Origin of the sequence: Anaerococcus sp. Marseille-P3625, assembly GCF_900232825.1 — a bacterium.
In the GTDB taxonomy this organism is placed as follows: domain Bacteria; phylum Bacillota; class Clostridia; order Tissierellales; family Peptoniphilaceae; genus Anaerococcus.
In genome coordinates, this window is the sequence record NZ_OCTP01000011.1 from 453,423 (window position 1) to 466,695 (window position 13,273).

The 13,273-nt window shown below is 29.8% G+C and carries 13 protein-coding genes and 1 riboswitch; of the genes, 2 read left to right on the forward strand and 11 right to left on the reverse strand.

Translation table 11 applies throughout. From position 1 onward, the window contains the following. Positions 1-86: 86 nt before the first annotated feature. The 7 genes from CS884_RS07515 to CS884_RS07545 all read right to left on the reverse strand — a co-directional run bounded on the left by CS884_RS07515 (position 87) and on the right by CS884_RS07545 (position 7,124). Complete coding sequence (locus CS884_RS07515) at positions 87-1,547, reverse strand: TrkH family potassium uptake protein (protein WP_099321268.1); 1,461 nt, start codon at positions 1,545-1,547, stop codon at positions 87-89. A gap of 2 nt (positions 1,548-1,549) precedes the next feature. Continuing rightward, complete coding sequence (trkA, locus tag CS884_RS07520; RefSeq protein WP_099321269.1) at positions 1,550-2,920, reverse strand: Trk system potassium transporter TrkA; 1,371 nt, start codon at positions 2,918-2,920, stop codon at positions 1,550-1,552. Positions 2,921-3,114: 194 nt separating this feature from the next. Next, positions 3,115-3,909: a hypothetical protein gene (locus CS884_RS07525; protein ID WP_099321270.1), complete on the reverse strand. Its 795-nt coding sequence runs from the start codon at positions 3,907-3,909 to the stop codon at positions 3,115-3,117. 118 nt (positions 3,910-4,027) lie between these two features. Beyond that, positions 4,028-4,291, reverse strand: a complete 264-nt coding sequence (locus tag CS884_RS07530; protein WP_257875769.1) for a DUF3343 domain-containing protein — start codon at positions 4,289-4,291, stop codon at positions 4,028-4,030. Then, positions 4,281-5,564 carry a double-cubane-cluster-containing anaerobic reductase gene (locus tag CS884_RS07535; protein WP_099321271.1) on the reverse strand — a complete coding sequence of 428 codons (1,284 nt, stop codon included), beginning with the start codon at positions 5,562-5,564 and terminating at the stop codon, positions 4,281-4,283. The genes CS884_RS07530 and CS884_RS07535 overlap by 11 nt, the downstream gene beginning before the upstream one ends. A gap of 10 nt (positions 5,565-5,574) precedes the next feature. Further along, the gene (locus CS884_RS07540) at positions 5,575-6,369 is read right to left on the reverse strand and encodes a hypothetical protein (RefSeq protein WP_099321272.1); all 795 of its coding nucleotides are present in this window, start codon (positions 6,367-6,369) and stop codon (positions 5,575-5,577) included. Then, the gene (locus tag CS884_RS07545) at positions 6,369-7,124 is read right to left on the reverse strand and encodes an acyl-CoA dehydratase activase (RefSeq protein ID WP_099321273.1); all 756 of its coding nucleotides are present in this window, start codon (positions 7,122-7,124) and stop codon (positions 6,369-6,371) included. The genes CS884_RS07540 and CS884_RS07545 overlap by 1 nt, the downstream gene beginning before the upstream one ends. A gap of 83 nt (positions 7,125-7,207) precedes the next feature. Here CS884_RS07545 and CS884_RS07550 point away from each other — a divergent pair, with 83 nt between their 5' ends. Next, entirely contained in the window at positions 7,208-7,507 is a 300-nt protein-coding gene (locus tag CS884_RS07550; protein WP_257875786.1) for a GNAT family N-acetyltransferase, read from the forward strand. A 123-nt stretch (positions 7,508-7,630) separates the two neighbouring features. After that, positions 7,631-8,797, forward strand: coding sequence for an MFS transporter (locus CS884_RS07555; RefSeq protein ID WP_225791867.1), 1,167 nt, complete (start codon positions 7,631-7,633; stop codon positions 8,795-8,797). A 104-nt stretch (positions 8,798-8,901) separates the two neighbouring features. Here the strand turns inward: CS884_RS07555 and CS884_RS07560 are convergent, their stop codons facing one another. From CS884_RS07560 to CS884_RS07575, 4 genes are all read right to left on the reverse strand, one after another. Beyond that, complete coding sequence (locus tag CS884_RS07560) at positions 8,902-9,507, reverse strand: ECF transporter S component (protein WP_099321276.1); 606 nt, start codon at positions 9,505-9,507, stop codon at positions 8,902-8,904. 136 nt (positions 9,508-9,643) lie between these two features. Beyond that, a riboswitch (FMN riboswitch) is annotated at positions 9,644-9,759 on the reverse strand. Positions 9,760-9,840: 81 nt separating this feature from the next. Further along, complete coding sequence (locus tag CS884_RS07565; protein WP_099321277.1) at positions 9,841-10,440, reverse strand: hypothetical protein; 600 nt, start codon at positions 10,438-10,440, stop codon at positions 9,841-9,843. Next, positions 10,437-11,096 carry an ABC transporter ATP-binding protein gene (locus CS884_RS07570; RefSeq protein WP_099321278.1) on the reverse strand — a complete coding sequence of 220 codons (660 nt, stop codon included), beginning with the start codon at positions 11,094-11,096 and terminating at the stop codon, positions 10,437-10,439. Before CS884_RS07570 ends, CS884_RS07565 begins: the two co-directional genes overlap by 4 nt. Further along, a complete protein-coding gene (locus CS884_RS07575) occupies positions 11,096-13,249 on the reverse strand; it encodes a hypothetical protein (RefSeq protein WP_099321279.1) in 2,154 nt (717 codons plus the stop codon). Before CS884_RS07575 ends, CS884_RS07570 begins: the two co-directional genes overlap by 1 nt. Between the last annotated feature and the right edge of the window lie 24 nt (positions 13,250-13,273).

The window sequence follows — 13,273 nt, forward strand, 5'->3', positions numbered from 1 at the left end:
TCTTACCCCACAAGTGTTCTTAATGTTTTCTAGATTTTATTATATTGTAACTAAGCTAATTATAATATAAAAACTGCAAAAGTCAATTATTTATTTCTAAGCTTTTTATATGATCTTGGGGAAAATAGCAAAATCATTGGATATAATTCAAGCCTACCAAAAAGCATAGCAAAAGATAGGACAAATTTTGATAAATTGCCGATATTTTCAAAAGAAGTAATCGGTCCAAATTGACCAAGACCTGGGCCTACGTTATTAAATGTTGTTGCCACAGCTGTAAAAGCTGTTTCAAGATCATTGGTATCAAGTGTTACTGCAAACATGAAAATTATAAATAGTAAAATATAAACTATCAAATATTTGTTTACATAATGTTCTATATCCTTATCGACTTTTTTGCCATCAAGTTTGTTTACTGTAATTCTCATAGGATTTATGGCTTGTTTTACCCTATTGATTCCAGTTTTTACAAGCATAGTTATTCTTGAAACCTTAATGCCACCAGCAGTTGAACCAGCACATCCCCCAATAAACATCAGTAAAATCAAAATATTTCTTGAAAATAATGGCCACTTGCTATAATCTAGTGATACATAGCCTGTAGTTGTAATTGTCGATGTTACCGTAAAAAACGAGCTTACACCACTATGAAAAACATCTTGGCTTTGTGGAAGAATATTTATAAAAATCAATAGCGTTGCTGCAAGAATTATTATCAAATACCATTTTAATTCCTCTGATTTAAAGCTATCTTTGGCAGATCTATAAATTGCATAATAATAAAGGTTAAAATTTACTCCAAATAAAAGCATAGCAATACTTAAAATAATTTCTATGGCTCTTGAATCGTAAAATCCAATTGAAAGTCCGCGGTTGCCAAAACCACCAGTTCCTGCAGTTCCCATGGCATAAATTATGGAATCAAATACGTTCATGCCGGCAATTTTTAAAGCAAGTGCAGTTATTGCAGTAAGAGATAGATAAAGAATATAAAGAGCTCTTGCTGTATGTACAAGCTTTGGGGTAATCTTGCCAAAAGTTGGTCCTGGAACTTCCGCCTGCATGAGATTGGCAGATTCTTTGTGTTGTTTAGGCAAAATCGCCAAAGTGAAAACCAAAATTCCCATACCTCCTATAAGGTGGGAAAAAGATCTCCAAAAAATTATTGAATTTGGCAAAGTTTCAACATTATTTGCAACAGATGCCCCACAAGTTGTAAAACCACTTGCCATTTCAAAAAATGCATCCAAAAAAGTTGGATAGTTGCTTGGAGTTAAGAATAAAGGAATTGCTCCAATAGCTGAATATAAAACCCAGCAAAAAGCTGTTGTAAACATACCTTCTCTATTGTATATATGGCCGTTATCATTGGAAAATTTTACTAGTAAAGTTCCAACTATCAGACAAAGTGCTATGGGAATTACAAAATACATTTTGTCAGCTAAGGATTCTCTGTAAATAAAAGAAACCAAAAGTGGCACAGACATGAGAATTGCAAGCACTTGCAAAAGCTTACCTATTGAATTGTTAATTACCTTTAAATTCATTTCTACTCCAAAATATCATCTATTTTGCTAATATTTCTAGTTTTTGTAATTACCAAAACCCTATCGCCTAAGTCTATTACAGAATTACCAGTAGCAACTTCGATTTGACCATTTAGCTCGCTATGTTCGATAATTGCAACAAGGGTATCGTCTTTTAAATTTACTTCTCTTAGGGCTTTATCAAATATCAGAGAATTTTCGCTTACTTCAAATTCCAAAACTTCAACCTCATCGCTTTCAAGCCTGTATAGTTTGTTTAGGGTTGATATATCGCTTGCCTCATATTTTGACCTTATAAGTCTGTTTATATAATTTGATGCTGCTGATTTTGGAGTGAAAGTTGCATCAATATCCAAAATACCAGTTAGTTTTAGTAAGTTTGTCCTATTTACCTTAGCTATGATTTTCTCTATGCCATATCTTTGAGCAATTAGCGAAATTAAAATATTTTCTTCATCAATTCCAGTTAGTGAAATTACTGAATCGTATGTATCAATTCTCGCTTCTTCTAGAATATCAGGATCTGAACCATCAGCATTTATTACAACTGCATCTGTGAAATTTTCTTGTATATCGATGGCCTTTTCTCTGCTAATTTCAATAATTGTTACATTGAAATTTCTTTCTAAGAGTAATCTTGTCAAATGGTGGCTAACAGGGCCTGCACCTATAATTAAGATATCTTGCATTCTTATATTTTCAGGAATTTCGGCCTTATAAAATAAGTCTACGTCTTCTTTGGTTCCCAAAATATATATTTTTTGTCCTGCTTCTAAGAGGAAATTACCATTTGGTATTGTGATTTTCCCATTATCATTTACAATGCCAATCAAAATATCAAAATCATCCAAATATGAGGTGGTTTCGCTAAGTCTTTTTCCTACCAATCTAGAATTTTCGCCTATGACAATTTCCATCATAAGTACCCTATCTTCCATAAAAGTTTGCACATTTCTTGCGTGAGAATATTTTATGGAACGTTGGATTTCTTTGGCAGCCAAATATTCTGGATTTATCACCAGATTTGATCCAGTTAATTTCTTTATCCTATCGACATTGTTGACATATTTAGAATCGCGAAGCCTTATAATAATTTCTCCTGCTCCCAAAGAATTGGCAAGAGCTGCAGAAATTATATTTGTATCGTCATTTCTTGTAAGGGCAATGAAAATATCACAACTACTAACATCTGCTTCTTTTAGAATCTCAATATCGCATCCATCGCCTTCTAAGGCCATAACATCATTTTGTTCTAACAATCTATTTAAAACATCCTTATCTTTGTCAATAACTAATATGTCGTGATCTTGTAAAGACAATTCATTTGTAAGATAAGAGCCAACCTTGCCTGCTCCTAAAATTATAATATTCATCTTAGCCCCCTAAGTCTATTTAGTATAGCACTTATATAATTAAATACAAGTATTAATCATAAATATTATTTTAAAATCTTATTTCTAAGTAAATCTTCTATCAAACTATAATATATCTTATTTTATTTTCTAAATTTTTCCACAAAAAAAGAGCTTGCGATTATTTTCGCAAACCCTAATTATTTTATTGTTTTCTAATTTTCTTCAATGCTTGCTTCAATCTCTGGTATATCCCTTATATAATCTAGATAAAAATTTGATAGTTTTGCTTGTAAAATTGCTGTAGCTACAAATATATATATTGAAAAAGCCAAAGATAAGACTAATATAAAGGCAATAGCTCCCATAGGAGCATCCATAGCCGGATTAAGGACATAATGAGTCATTTGTGATCTTACTGTTGCTACAAGTATTACAATGTAAATTATTGCAGGAAGAATTATTAATTTTATATAGGTTGGAAGAGTTTTTTTGAAAAGATCTTTTCCTACTACAAAAACTTCCTTAAATAATGCTCCAAAGCTTAGCTGGTCTTTATCAGCTGCCACAAAAAATTTATAGGCTGTAAAAATATCATAAATTGCTCCAAAAATTGTAAGTATTGCTAAAGCAATAATATAATTTATTGGCAGATAACTACCTTTTTCTAATGAATTTACAGTTAAATTTTTAATTGGAGTTAATAAAAAGCTCAATAAACCAGCTGATGAAATCAAACTTATTACAAAAACCAAGGCGAAAACTTTAAAATTTAAAAAGTTCACATTATCCAAATATTCGCCAAGGCTTCCCATTCTATTTTTCAAAAGCCCTCTAGCTATGGCAAAACCTGCAATGGTTGTTATAATAAGTGAAAGCAAACTTGCAATAATATAAGTAATTGTATTTTGGTTATTATCAGCTCCAAGAATTTTTGAAATAATGGCACTAATAAAAGCTGCTATTAGATTAATTATAATAATTGATGATAATTTATAATCTCTTTTCATAATTTCTCCTTTCTACAAACAATTTACCCCCAATTTTTTCCTAAACAAGCTGTTTATTCTTTAAAAACAAGGAGTCTAATTACTGGAAATTCCAACAACTAAACTCCTCTTACAAATTTTATAAAAATTTCATCCTATTTGGGTCAATATCTCTTTCAATTTCGTGAAAGCCTTTGATTTCTATATTGTTTTCTTTGATAATTTCTTCAATCTTTGGCTTATCCTCAATATTATCATAAAGAATTGATATACCACAACAAATATCCAAAATTCTTGGAGTTGGTGCTATCGTTGCTTTTATGGAATTATTTTTTATCAAATCGTAAAGCTTTTTGCCATTTTCTACATCTTTAAATAAGATGTAGTTCATTTTATTTTTCATTTTCAATCATTTCAACGAAAGCTTCAATTCTTGTTTTTAATTGTTCGCTATCTTCGTCTGTGTAGTCAGTTTCAATTCCTAATACTGGAATGCCTTGTTTTTTAAGTTCTGCTTCTACTAGGTGACCTTCTGTATCGTAGATGTTGCAGAATTTTAAGTTTACATCGATTACGCCATCAACATTATATTCTTTGGCAAGTCTAATGATATCGTCAGTTCTTTCAGTATTTGGTGTGTAGCATGCACAGTTGATACCTTTCATGTATCTATCTGTTAGTTTATCAACCATTTCATCCATTGTTTTTCCTGATTCATCAACTGTTAGTTCGAAATATCTAGATCCTGTACACATTTCTTCACAAACAATTGCTGCTCCTGAAGATTCGATTATGTGGTGTAGTTTCCAGTTTGGAATTGATAGTGGAGTTCCTGTAAGCATAAGTCTTGTTGCACCTTTTTTGTAGACACTTACATTTTCTTCTTTTCTCTTGTCTAATTCGTCGCACAATTCATTAACTTTTTGGGCAAATCTTGCTGGGTCATCGTAAAATGCAATTTGAGAAATTAATAGGCAATCTTTTCCGCTTATTGGAACATTGTCTAATTTACGGAATTCCCAAAGTCTTTGCATTGCACGTCTTTTGTTGTTGATTAGAACTATTGCATCGTGTAGAGATTCTTCTGTTAGTTTGTTTCCTGTTAATTCTTCTATTCTATCTATGTATCTGTAAACTTCGTCTTTGAAGAATTCTACATCCTTATCTCTTTTCATTTGTGGAAGGTCAAATATGTACATTGGTGCATCTTTTGCCATGATTTCCCAAGCTTTTTTCTTGCCATCGCAAGTTGTTTCTCCTACAAATAAATCTGCTAATCTAAAGAATGGACAAGTTCTTTCAAATCTTGCTCCAAGGGATGCTTTAATTAGTGGACAAGTTGCTGTTGGTAGATGTTCTTCTCCACCTGGTACCCAAAATTGTGATCCTGAGCATAGACCTGTATTTATTGCTCCACAACCAAATACTACTTCATCAGGAACGTGGATACAAAATGTTCCAACTACTTTGCCACCTTTTTTTTGAAAATCGATTAGCTCAGCTGGTCTAATTCCGTGAATTTCTGCAACTACCATGTTAAAATAGTCCATTTTTTCTGGTCTGTTTTCTTGTGATAAGTAAACATCACCAAATGCTTGTGGCAACACTTCGCAAAGAACGTCGTGTTTTTCAACATCCATGTCAAGATCTTCCCACATTTTTCTGTAATCTGCCATACCAAACCTCCTAATAGGCAATTTCTTTATTTTCAATTTCAATTTGGCTGCAATTGTGAATGATGTAATCAGCCTCCAGATCAAATTTCCCGTATTTTTCTTTTATAAAATCAAAAGAATTTGTCGTATAAATTTTCTGATATTCTCCCTCACAAAAATAGCCTTCATTGATTAATTGACCAATTTTTTTATATATTCCTGCCCCTGCCTGAACTTTTGCTATAGATTTTTCTTCTTTCGAATCATCTATGTGTTTTTTTATAAATTCTATTTTCTTATCCATATCAAATATGAATTTTGAAAAATATTCAACTTCATAAATCCTTTGATTAGGAATTTTACAAGATCTTAAAGCTACTATAAGTTTTGAAATTTCCTTGGATTTATTAACTAGCTCTTCAAACTTTACTTTATTGAATTTTGTTTTTGATTTTTCTTCTAAATAATTTATCAAAGATTTGTAGTCGTTATTTTTGTAAATATAAACTTCTTTGTCGGTTTTTTTTCTTAAATTTTCATATCGACTTTTACAATAATCATCTACTATAAAAAACGATGAAGCGTACATAAATGGGCATTTTTTAAGCTCTAAATAGGCAAATGAAGAATTTAGCATATCGCAATAATTGTTATCTTCATAACCTTTGGTAACTTCTTTATCGATCCCATAAGAATATACGCTTTGGTAGGAAAAGCTTTCCACTATCTCCCAAGGAACCCTTCCCCAAAGTGACACTACTGTTTTTTTGCTAGAAATTTCTAAAATATCTATATAAGCGTTTTTTCTAATTTCTAAATAATCCATTATTTTGCCAAAACAGCAGCACCAATAGCTCCTGCATATCTTCCATCGTGATTTGTTCCTACTTCTGCTCCAAGTATTTCTGATAAATGAGCTACCATATAGTCATTGCCAGAAAATCCACCTGTTAAGAAATAATAATCTGATTTTGGAAGTCTGTTAACCAAGGTTTTAACCTTGTTTATGATAGAATGAATTACTCCACAAGCTATATCTTCTTTTGGAGTTCCTTTGCCGATTAATGAAATAATTTCACTTTCTGCAAATACCGTACACATGGATGAAATTTTCACATCTTTGCCAACTTTTGCAAGTTCAAACATCTGGTTTAAGTCTACACCGAGTCTATTTGCCATAACTTCCAAAAATTTGCCAGTTCCAGCTGAGCATTTATCATTCATCAAAAAATCATCGACCATGCTATTTACAAGTCTAATGGCCTTGGTATCTTGACCACCTATATCTATGATAGTCATATCTCTATTTTCAAAAAAATGTGCGCCTTTGGCATGGCAGGTAATTTCTGTTACGACCTTATCAGAAAAAGGAACAGCTACTCTTCCATAACCTGTGGCAACAACCTTGCTATTATCTCCGTTGATATCGTTTTCTTCTAGCCATTGTTTAATGGTTCCACTTGTTTCAACTGAAGACCAGCCTGTTGGCATAACTTTTTTTAAAAGAATTTTTTCTTTTGATTGGTCAAGAACAACTACTTTAGAAGCAGTCGAGCCTATATCGATTCCTACATTATACATTTTTATCACCCTTTTTATTATATCATAAATCATTAGATAAAGATAAATTTATCAGAATAATTTATCGCAAATTTGGGGTAAATATTAAAAGAGGTGAGTATATGCAAATAAAACTTGAAAAAGATAGAAAGAAGGCTTTAGCCTATGACAATGATTTGGAAATTGCTTATTGTCAGTATGAAGTAAAAGATGAAAATTTGTGGGAAATTACCCACACAGTGGTTGATAAAAATTATGGTGGTCAAGGTCTAGCAGGAAAATTGCTCGATGAAGTCTGCGAAAATGCTCGCAAAGAAAAAGTAAAAATAATCCCAACTTGCTCTTATGCAGCAAAAAAATTTGACGAAAATAAGGAAAAATATCAAGATCTTGACGCAAGATGATTTTTTAGGCTTTAATATGGAAATTTTTCCTCCATATAAGAGCCTATCTTTTTATTACATTAATGTGCTATTGTTTACCTTTTTTCTCTGATTTGTTATTATAGGTCTATGAAAAGAGGAATTATGGTGAAAAATAATTTGAAATTAAAAATTGCTATCCTTGCCCTATCTATTTATGTTGCAAGTAATAGTGTAATTTCTGGAACTTTGGTCTTTATGCAAAAAGATCTGGGCTTATCAATTACAAATGCAGAGATGATGATAACTTTATCGTCAATCACTTCAATAATAGCAATTTTATTAAATGAAAAGATTACTCAAAAAATAGGCATGAAAAAATGCGTAATAATAGGTCTAATACTGGTAGGCCTAAGCTCAATTTTGCCAGTAATGTCAAAAACTTACCCAGCGATTTTTATAAGCAGACTCATGATGGGTGCAGGAGTTGGGCTTTTTAATGGTCACAGTGCCAATTACATAAATGTATTTTTTTCAGGCGATGAGGCAAATAGCCTACATGGTATTAGAATTTCTTGGGAATTTATAGGACAAATTCTCTTATTGTTCTTGGCAGGACTTTTTATAAAAATTCATTGGACCTATGCATTTTTGGTTTATTCCTTTGCCTTTGTAATACTTATTAATTTTATAAAAAATATACCAGAAGTTGATATAGCAAAAGAAGAAGACGAAGATGGCGAAAAATTTAGATTAAACAAGCAAATATTTTTTTATGTGATTTTTGCAGCCGTCATAATTATGAACAATACAGCAATTAGCGTTAGATTTCCAAATATCGCAACACTTGCTAAGGGAATGGATGCAGAAATTTCAATGTATATGCTAATTCTTCCAATTTCTGGAATGATTTTTGGCTTTATGTTTGGGATGATAAATAGAGCTTTAAGAGAAAGAACAATTTTTTTGGGACTTATAATTTATATAATTTTTAATACGATTTTAGCGATTTTTGGTTATAATATGTACATTTACCTAATTTCTATGGTATTTATAGCCTTTTCCCAATCCTTATGTACCCCATATCTTTTTGCAGAAGTTGCAAGATTTATAAGAGGATCAAAAGCGAGAATTGCCAACAACTTGATTTTTATTGGTTGTAATTTGGGTGGATTTGTAGCTCCATTTTTCTTAAAATCAGTAAACAGCCTTTTTTCCACTGATTCCTTGATATTTGCTTTTTCAGCCTTTAGTTTGATTTATGCAATAATGCTTGTAATAAACTTTTATGAATACAAAAAAGTAGCTAGCCAAGTTGCTTACGAGAATTAAATTTTTTTATAAGAGTAAATTGTAGAATTTACTCTTTTTTTAATCCATAAAATTTCCAAAGAAAAACCCTAGCCTAAGCTAGGGAAGGTTTTGATGTTATTTTCTTAAAAATTATTTGATTTAATAAATGGTGATATTCTCTTATAGATAAGCTCTGTAACCACAGCTTCCACAGCTCCTTTTATAATATTAAATGGCGCTATTGAAAATATCATAAGTGTAAAGTAGTTATTTACAAGACCATTTCCTGGAATCATTTTTGCAAATGCTTCAAGATCTGTATGCATTACTTTGCCATAGATTGGAAATACTACAAATGCATTTGACAATGTTGCTACTGCGCTCATTGCAAGAACGCCAAGGATTAAAGCTATAATTGAGTTTTTCTTAGTTTTATTATTTCTATAAATGCTTGTTGCTACTAAAACAAAGGTTGAACCAACTATGAAATTTGATAATTCTCCAACTCCACCTGTCATTGTTTTAGATAAATTTAAAATATTTTTAATAAGTTGAATTAAAACTCCATACCAAGGTCCAAGAGCAAAGCCTCCAATAAGAGCTGGCACATCAGCAAAATCCACTTTCATAAAAGGTGGTGCTATAGGAATTGGCATTTGGATAAACATTAAGATATAAGCAAGAGCTGCCAAAATACCTACTTTAACGAGACGATTTAAACTAAATGATTTACTTCTACTTTGATTCATAATTACCTCCTAATCTGGGCAATAAAAAATGCCCGAAAATTCAGGGCATCTAAACTAATCAATTACTTACTAAGAATTTCCTTACTATAAAAAATAAATAGCAAAAGAAAATTTCTTATCAATCGATGATTAGAAGAATATATTTCTACCATCCAGACTATACTGTCGGTATTGGAATTGCACCAATTCAACCCAAAGGCTCGCAGACTATCACTGCCGGTTTAGGAATTGCACCTTACCCCGAAAACAAGTCCTTATGGATAAAATATCCACAAGACTATAAATATTTAGTTTCTGATATTATTATAACACTAGGAAAATGTTTTATCAAGCTTATTTTAATTTAAATTTTACTAAAGATATCATAGATTTTCCAGCTTCCCAACTAGCAAAAACTTTTTCTCCTTTACTTTTTTTATCAGAAATTCCAATTCCATAATCCTTACCAATAACATATAGCGTATATTCTAAGTCAGTATCCGCAGCAAAATTTGCACTAATACTTCCTCTTTCTTTTGTAACTATCCAATTTGATATATCTGGCAAATTTATATTTTCCCTTTGTCCATTTGTTTTATTTTCTAAAAGCAGCTTATCATCTTCTTTAGATTTTATTTTTATTATATCATTTTCTGAAATTTTCAAACTTTCGCTAATATATACTTTTCCATTCTCATCTACTGCAATAATATTATACAACTCTCCATTTTTAAAAACGGAATTTGGTATCAGGTATTTATCTTCTTCATCCTTGCATAATAATATTTCGCTTTTACTAGCAATTCCAACTGCACTAAATTTATTTTTCCCTAAATCTTCGATAATAAGTGCCTCTATTTTCTTTGAATTTGTCTTTGTTAGATAGATTAATGATGCTAAAGCAATCAAAGCTATCAATAAAAACAAAGGCTTATTACTTCTCTTTATCTTCATTTTATAAGCTCCAATCTTTTATCTATAATTTTGTAAGCTCTTTTGCTGATTTTAATAAAATCCATATCATGGCTTACTACAACTATTGTTTTTCCTTTTTTATTTTCTTCAATTAGTATTTTTATCAAAATATCTTTATTTGATTTATCTAAAGATCCTGTTGGCTCATCAGCTAACAGAATTTGATAAGGCTTTAATAATACTCTAGCCATAGCAACTCTTTGTTGCTGACCACCTGAAAGTTCATAAATTTTATTATCAATTTTATCAATTACACCGAGCATATCTAATATTTGTCTTATTTTTTCTTTGTCATTTTTGTATTTACTATATTTTAATGCAATATCTAGATTTTCTTTTACAGTCATATTTTCTATTAAAGCGAAATTTTGAAATAAATAGGCGATTTTTTCTCTTCTTAGAATCATTGAATTTTTATAATCTTTAATGGGATCTTTATAGCCAAAACTTTCTACCTCGCCACTATCGTAATCTTCCAAAGTTCCTAAGATATTTAATAAGGTTGATTTCCCAGATCCACTTGCACCGATTATAGTTATAAAATCCTCTGGATATATGCTAATATTAAGATTATCTAAAATTTTGTGCTTACCATAAGATTTATTTATATTTTCAAGTCTTATTTGAGTTTGCATTAATTTCCTTCTTTCAGTTTTATTGTCAATTTATCATTATCTTTTAGTATTTTTAACTCTATCAGATATAAGCCTAATAAGAGTATAAAACTTAAAGCCAATCCAATTAATATATCTGCATTTGACCGATCATTTCTAGGAGTAAAAAATCCAAAGTAGTTATATCGATTGGTAAAATTTATTATTATATAAAAAATTATCAATGAAAATAAGTAAGATATAGCAGTATCTTTTATCTTTTTTTTGTGAATATCTTTAAATTCATAGCCAAATAGACTCTTCACTGCTAGCTCTTCTCCATGGTTTAGGTAATAATTATTCTTATCTAAAATTATTATTAAGCTATAAATAACAAAAAATAAGATAGTCCCAAAAATATATATTAACATTTCAATTTTATATTTATTTACTTGATAATTTACATAATTAAATGTACTTTCTATCCACAAAACATATTTACTAGCTGGGTTTCTATTAATAAATTTCTTTAATTCTTTTAAGCTAACATCTTTATTTTCAAGATAAGGATGAAGGTAGCCATTGACTAGAAAATAAGAAAGAAGATCATCATCTTTTCCTATTGAGTTTTCATTTATCAATATAAAAACATAATTATTAGTAAAAGGATCATCAATTTTCGCCTGAGAATCAAGTTTTGCTAGCTTTTGATTTGCTTTGATTTTTATAAAAGTTGTTATCAAGTTTTCTTCATTTAAGTCCGTTTGTTCTAACTGTTTTCTTTTTATATAATCAAGGTCATTATTATTAAGCTTAATATTTTCAGGAACAAGGATTTTCCATTCATTTTTCTCAATATCATCTGATATCTTTCTTCCATCCGCATCCAAAATATCAAATTTTTTTATATAATTAGAATTTATATAAGCAAATTTACCATTGTTTAATCTATACTCCTTGAGAGTATTGTCTGTAAAGTTCAAAGCTTCTCTTTTCTCATAAGGATTTGAAAATATAACTGCTCCCTTATCGATTAATTCATATGCTAAGTTTGTTGTTGGTTTTGTAAATAGTTTTTCATACTTACTCTGATCCTTGTCAATGACATATTGCCAAGGTAACCCTACGCTAATATTTGCATAATATTTAGAAAATCGCCAATCATTTAAGTAGTTTTTTACATATAAATAGTCTTTTGCAGAAAATATCGATATGAAAAACATATAGCATATACAAGCAGCAAATATCATTTTAAATGGGAAGAGTAATTTGGCAGATGTTTTTCTCTGACCTTTAATTATTAGTATTGGTTCTTCTTTGCTTGTTTTAAAAAATAGCAAGAAAAATTCAAGTATAAATATAACTAAAGTGAAAGCTGCAACAAATTTATAAATAGGATTCATGGATAATAAAAATCCACCAATACTATCTGGGTTAGTAAGCTTGAAAAAAATAATCCAATCTATAACAATTGCTAAAATAAAGGATGGCATTAAAATATTTATAGTTTTACCAAGTGCTAATTTAATATCAGAATATCCAAATAAAAGCGAAACAGAAATTTCCTTAGTTAAGCTTCTATTATATATAACAATTGCAAATAATGTAGCAAATATTATTATAAAATTTACAACTAGACCTAAGAAAAATTCTTTCATAGTAATATTAGATACACTCATATAATCAGGAGTTTTTTTGATATCGGCAAAATCAGATAAATCTTCAATAAATTTATCCAAGTCTTCATTATTCCCACTTACTGCATAATCTCCAGAAATATTGTCTATATTCAGATCTTCAAATTTTATTATGTCGATATTATTTCTTGACAAAAAATTATTCTCTTTTACACATTCAAATTTATTGACACCTTTCGGATTTTCTTTAATAATTAAATCCCTGTGATTTTCTGTAAACCTTGAATAATCAGCTAAAAATAAGTAAGCATTAACATCCATTTTATCTTTAATATCATATCTAATTTTATTATCAAATTTAACAAGGTTAATATTATTTTTTAGTGCATATTTTTCAATTTCTTTTCTAATATCTTTATCTTCATAATTTACAAGATTTATAAATTTGTCAAAATCCGGAAATTTTCCTATAGCTTGATTGCTATCCACATAAAAAAAATAAGTTAACGATGATAAAATTAATGTTATGGCAATTAGAAATTTTATTATTTTTTTCATAGCGTTTCCTTTATAAAGATTTTA

Coding starts and splice junctions, on each gene's coding strand:
- CS884_RS07540 (WP_099321272.1), bottom strand. CDS start 6,369: ATGGATTATTTAGAAATTAGAAAAAACGCTTATATAGATATTTTAGAA.
- CS884_RS07535 (WP_099321271.1), bottom strand. CDS start 5,564: ATGGCAGATTACAGAAAAATGTGGGAAGATCTTGACATGGATGTTGAA.
- CS884_RS07525 (WP_099321270.1), bottom strand. CDS start 3,909: ATGAAAAGAGATTATAAATTATCATCAATTATTATAATTAATCTAATA.
- CS884_RS07545 (WP_099321273.1), bottom strand. CDS start 7,124: ATGTATAATGTAGGAATCGATATAGGCTCGACTGCTTCTAAAGTAGTT.
- CS884_RS07560 (WP_099321276.1), bottom strand. CDS start 9,507: ATGAATCAAAGTAGAAGTAAATCATTTAGTTTAAATCGTCTCGTTAAA.
- CS884_RS07575 (WP_099321279.1), bottom strand. CDS start 13,249: ATGAAAAAAATAATAAAATTTCTAATTGCCATAACATTAATTTTATCA.
- CS884_RS07530 (WP_257875769.1), bottom strand. CDS start 4,291: ATGAAAAATAAAATGAACTACATCTTATTTAAAGATGTAGAAAATGGC.
- CS884_RS07570 (WP_099321278.1), bottom strand. CDS start 11,096: ATGCAAACTCAAATAAGACTTGAAAATATAAATAAATCTTATGGTAAG.
- CS884_RS07565 (WP_099321277.1), bottom strand. CDS start 10,440: ATGAAGATAAAGAGAAGTAATAAGCCTTTGTTTTTATTGATAGCTTTG.
- CS884_RS07555 (WP_225791867.1), top strand. CDS start 7,631: ATGGTGAAAAATAATTTGAAATTAAAAATTGCTATCCTTGCCCTATCT.
- CS884_RS07515 (WP_099321268.1), bottom strand. CDS start 1,547: ATGAATTTAAAGGTAATTAACAATTCAATAGGTAAGCTTTTGCAAGTG.
- trkA (WP_099321269.1), bottom strand. CDS start 2,920: ATGAATATTATAATTTTAGGAGCAGGCAAGGTTGGCTCTTATCTTACA.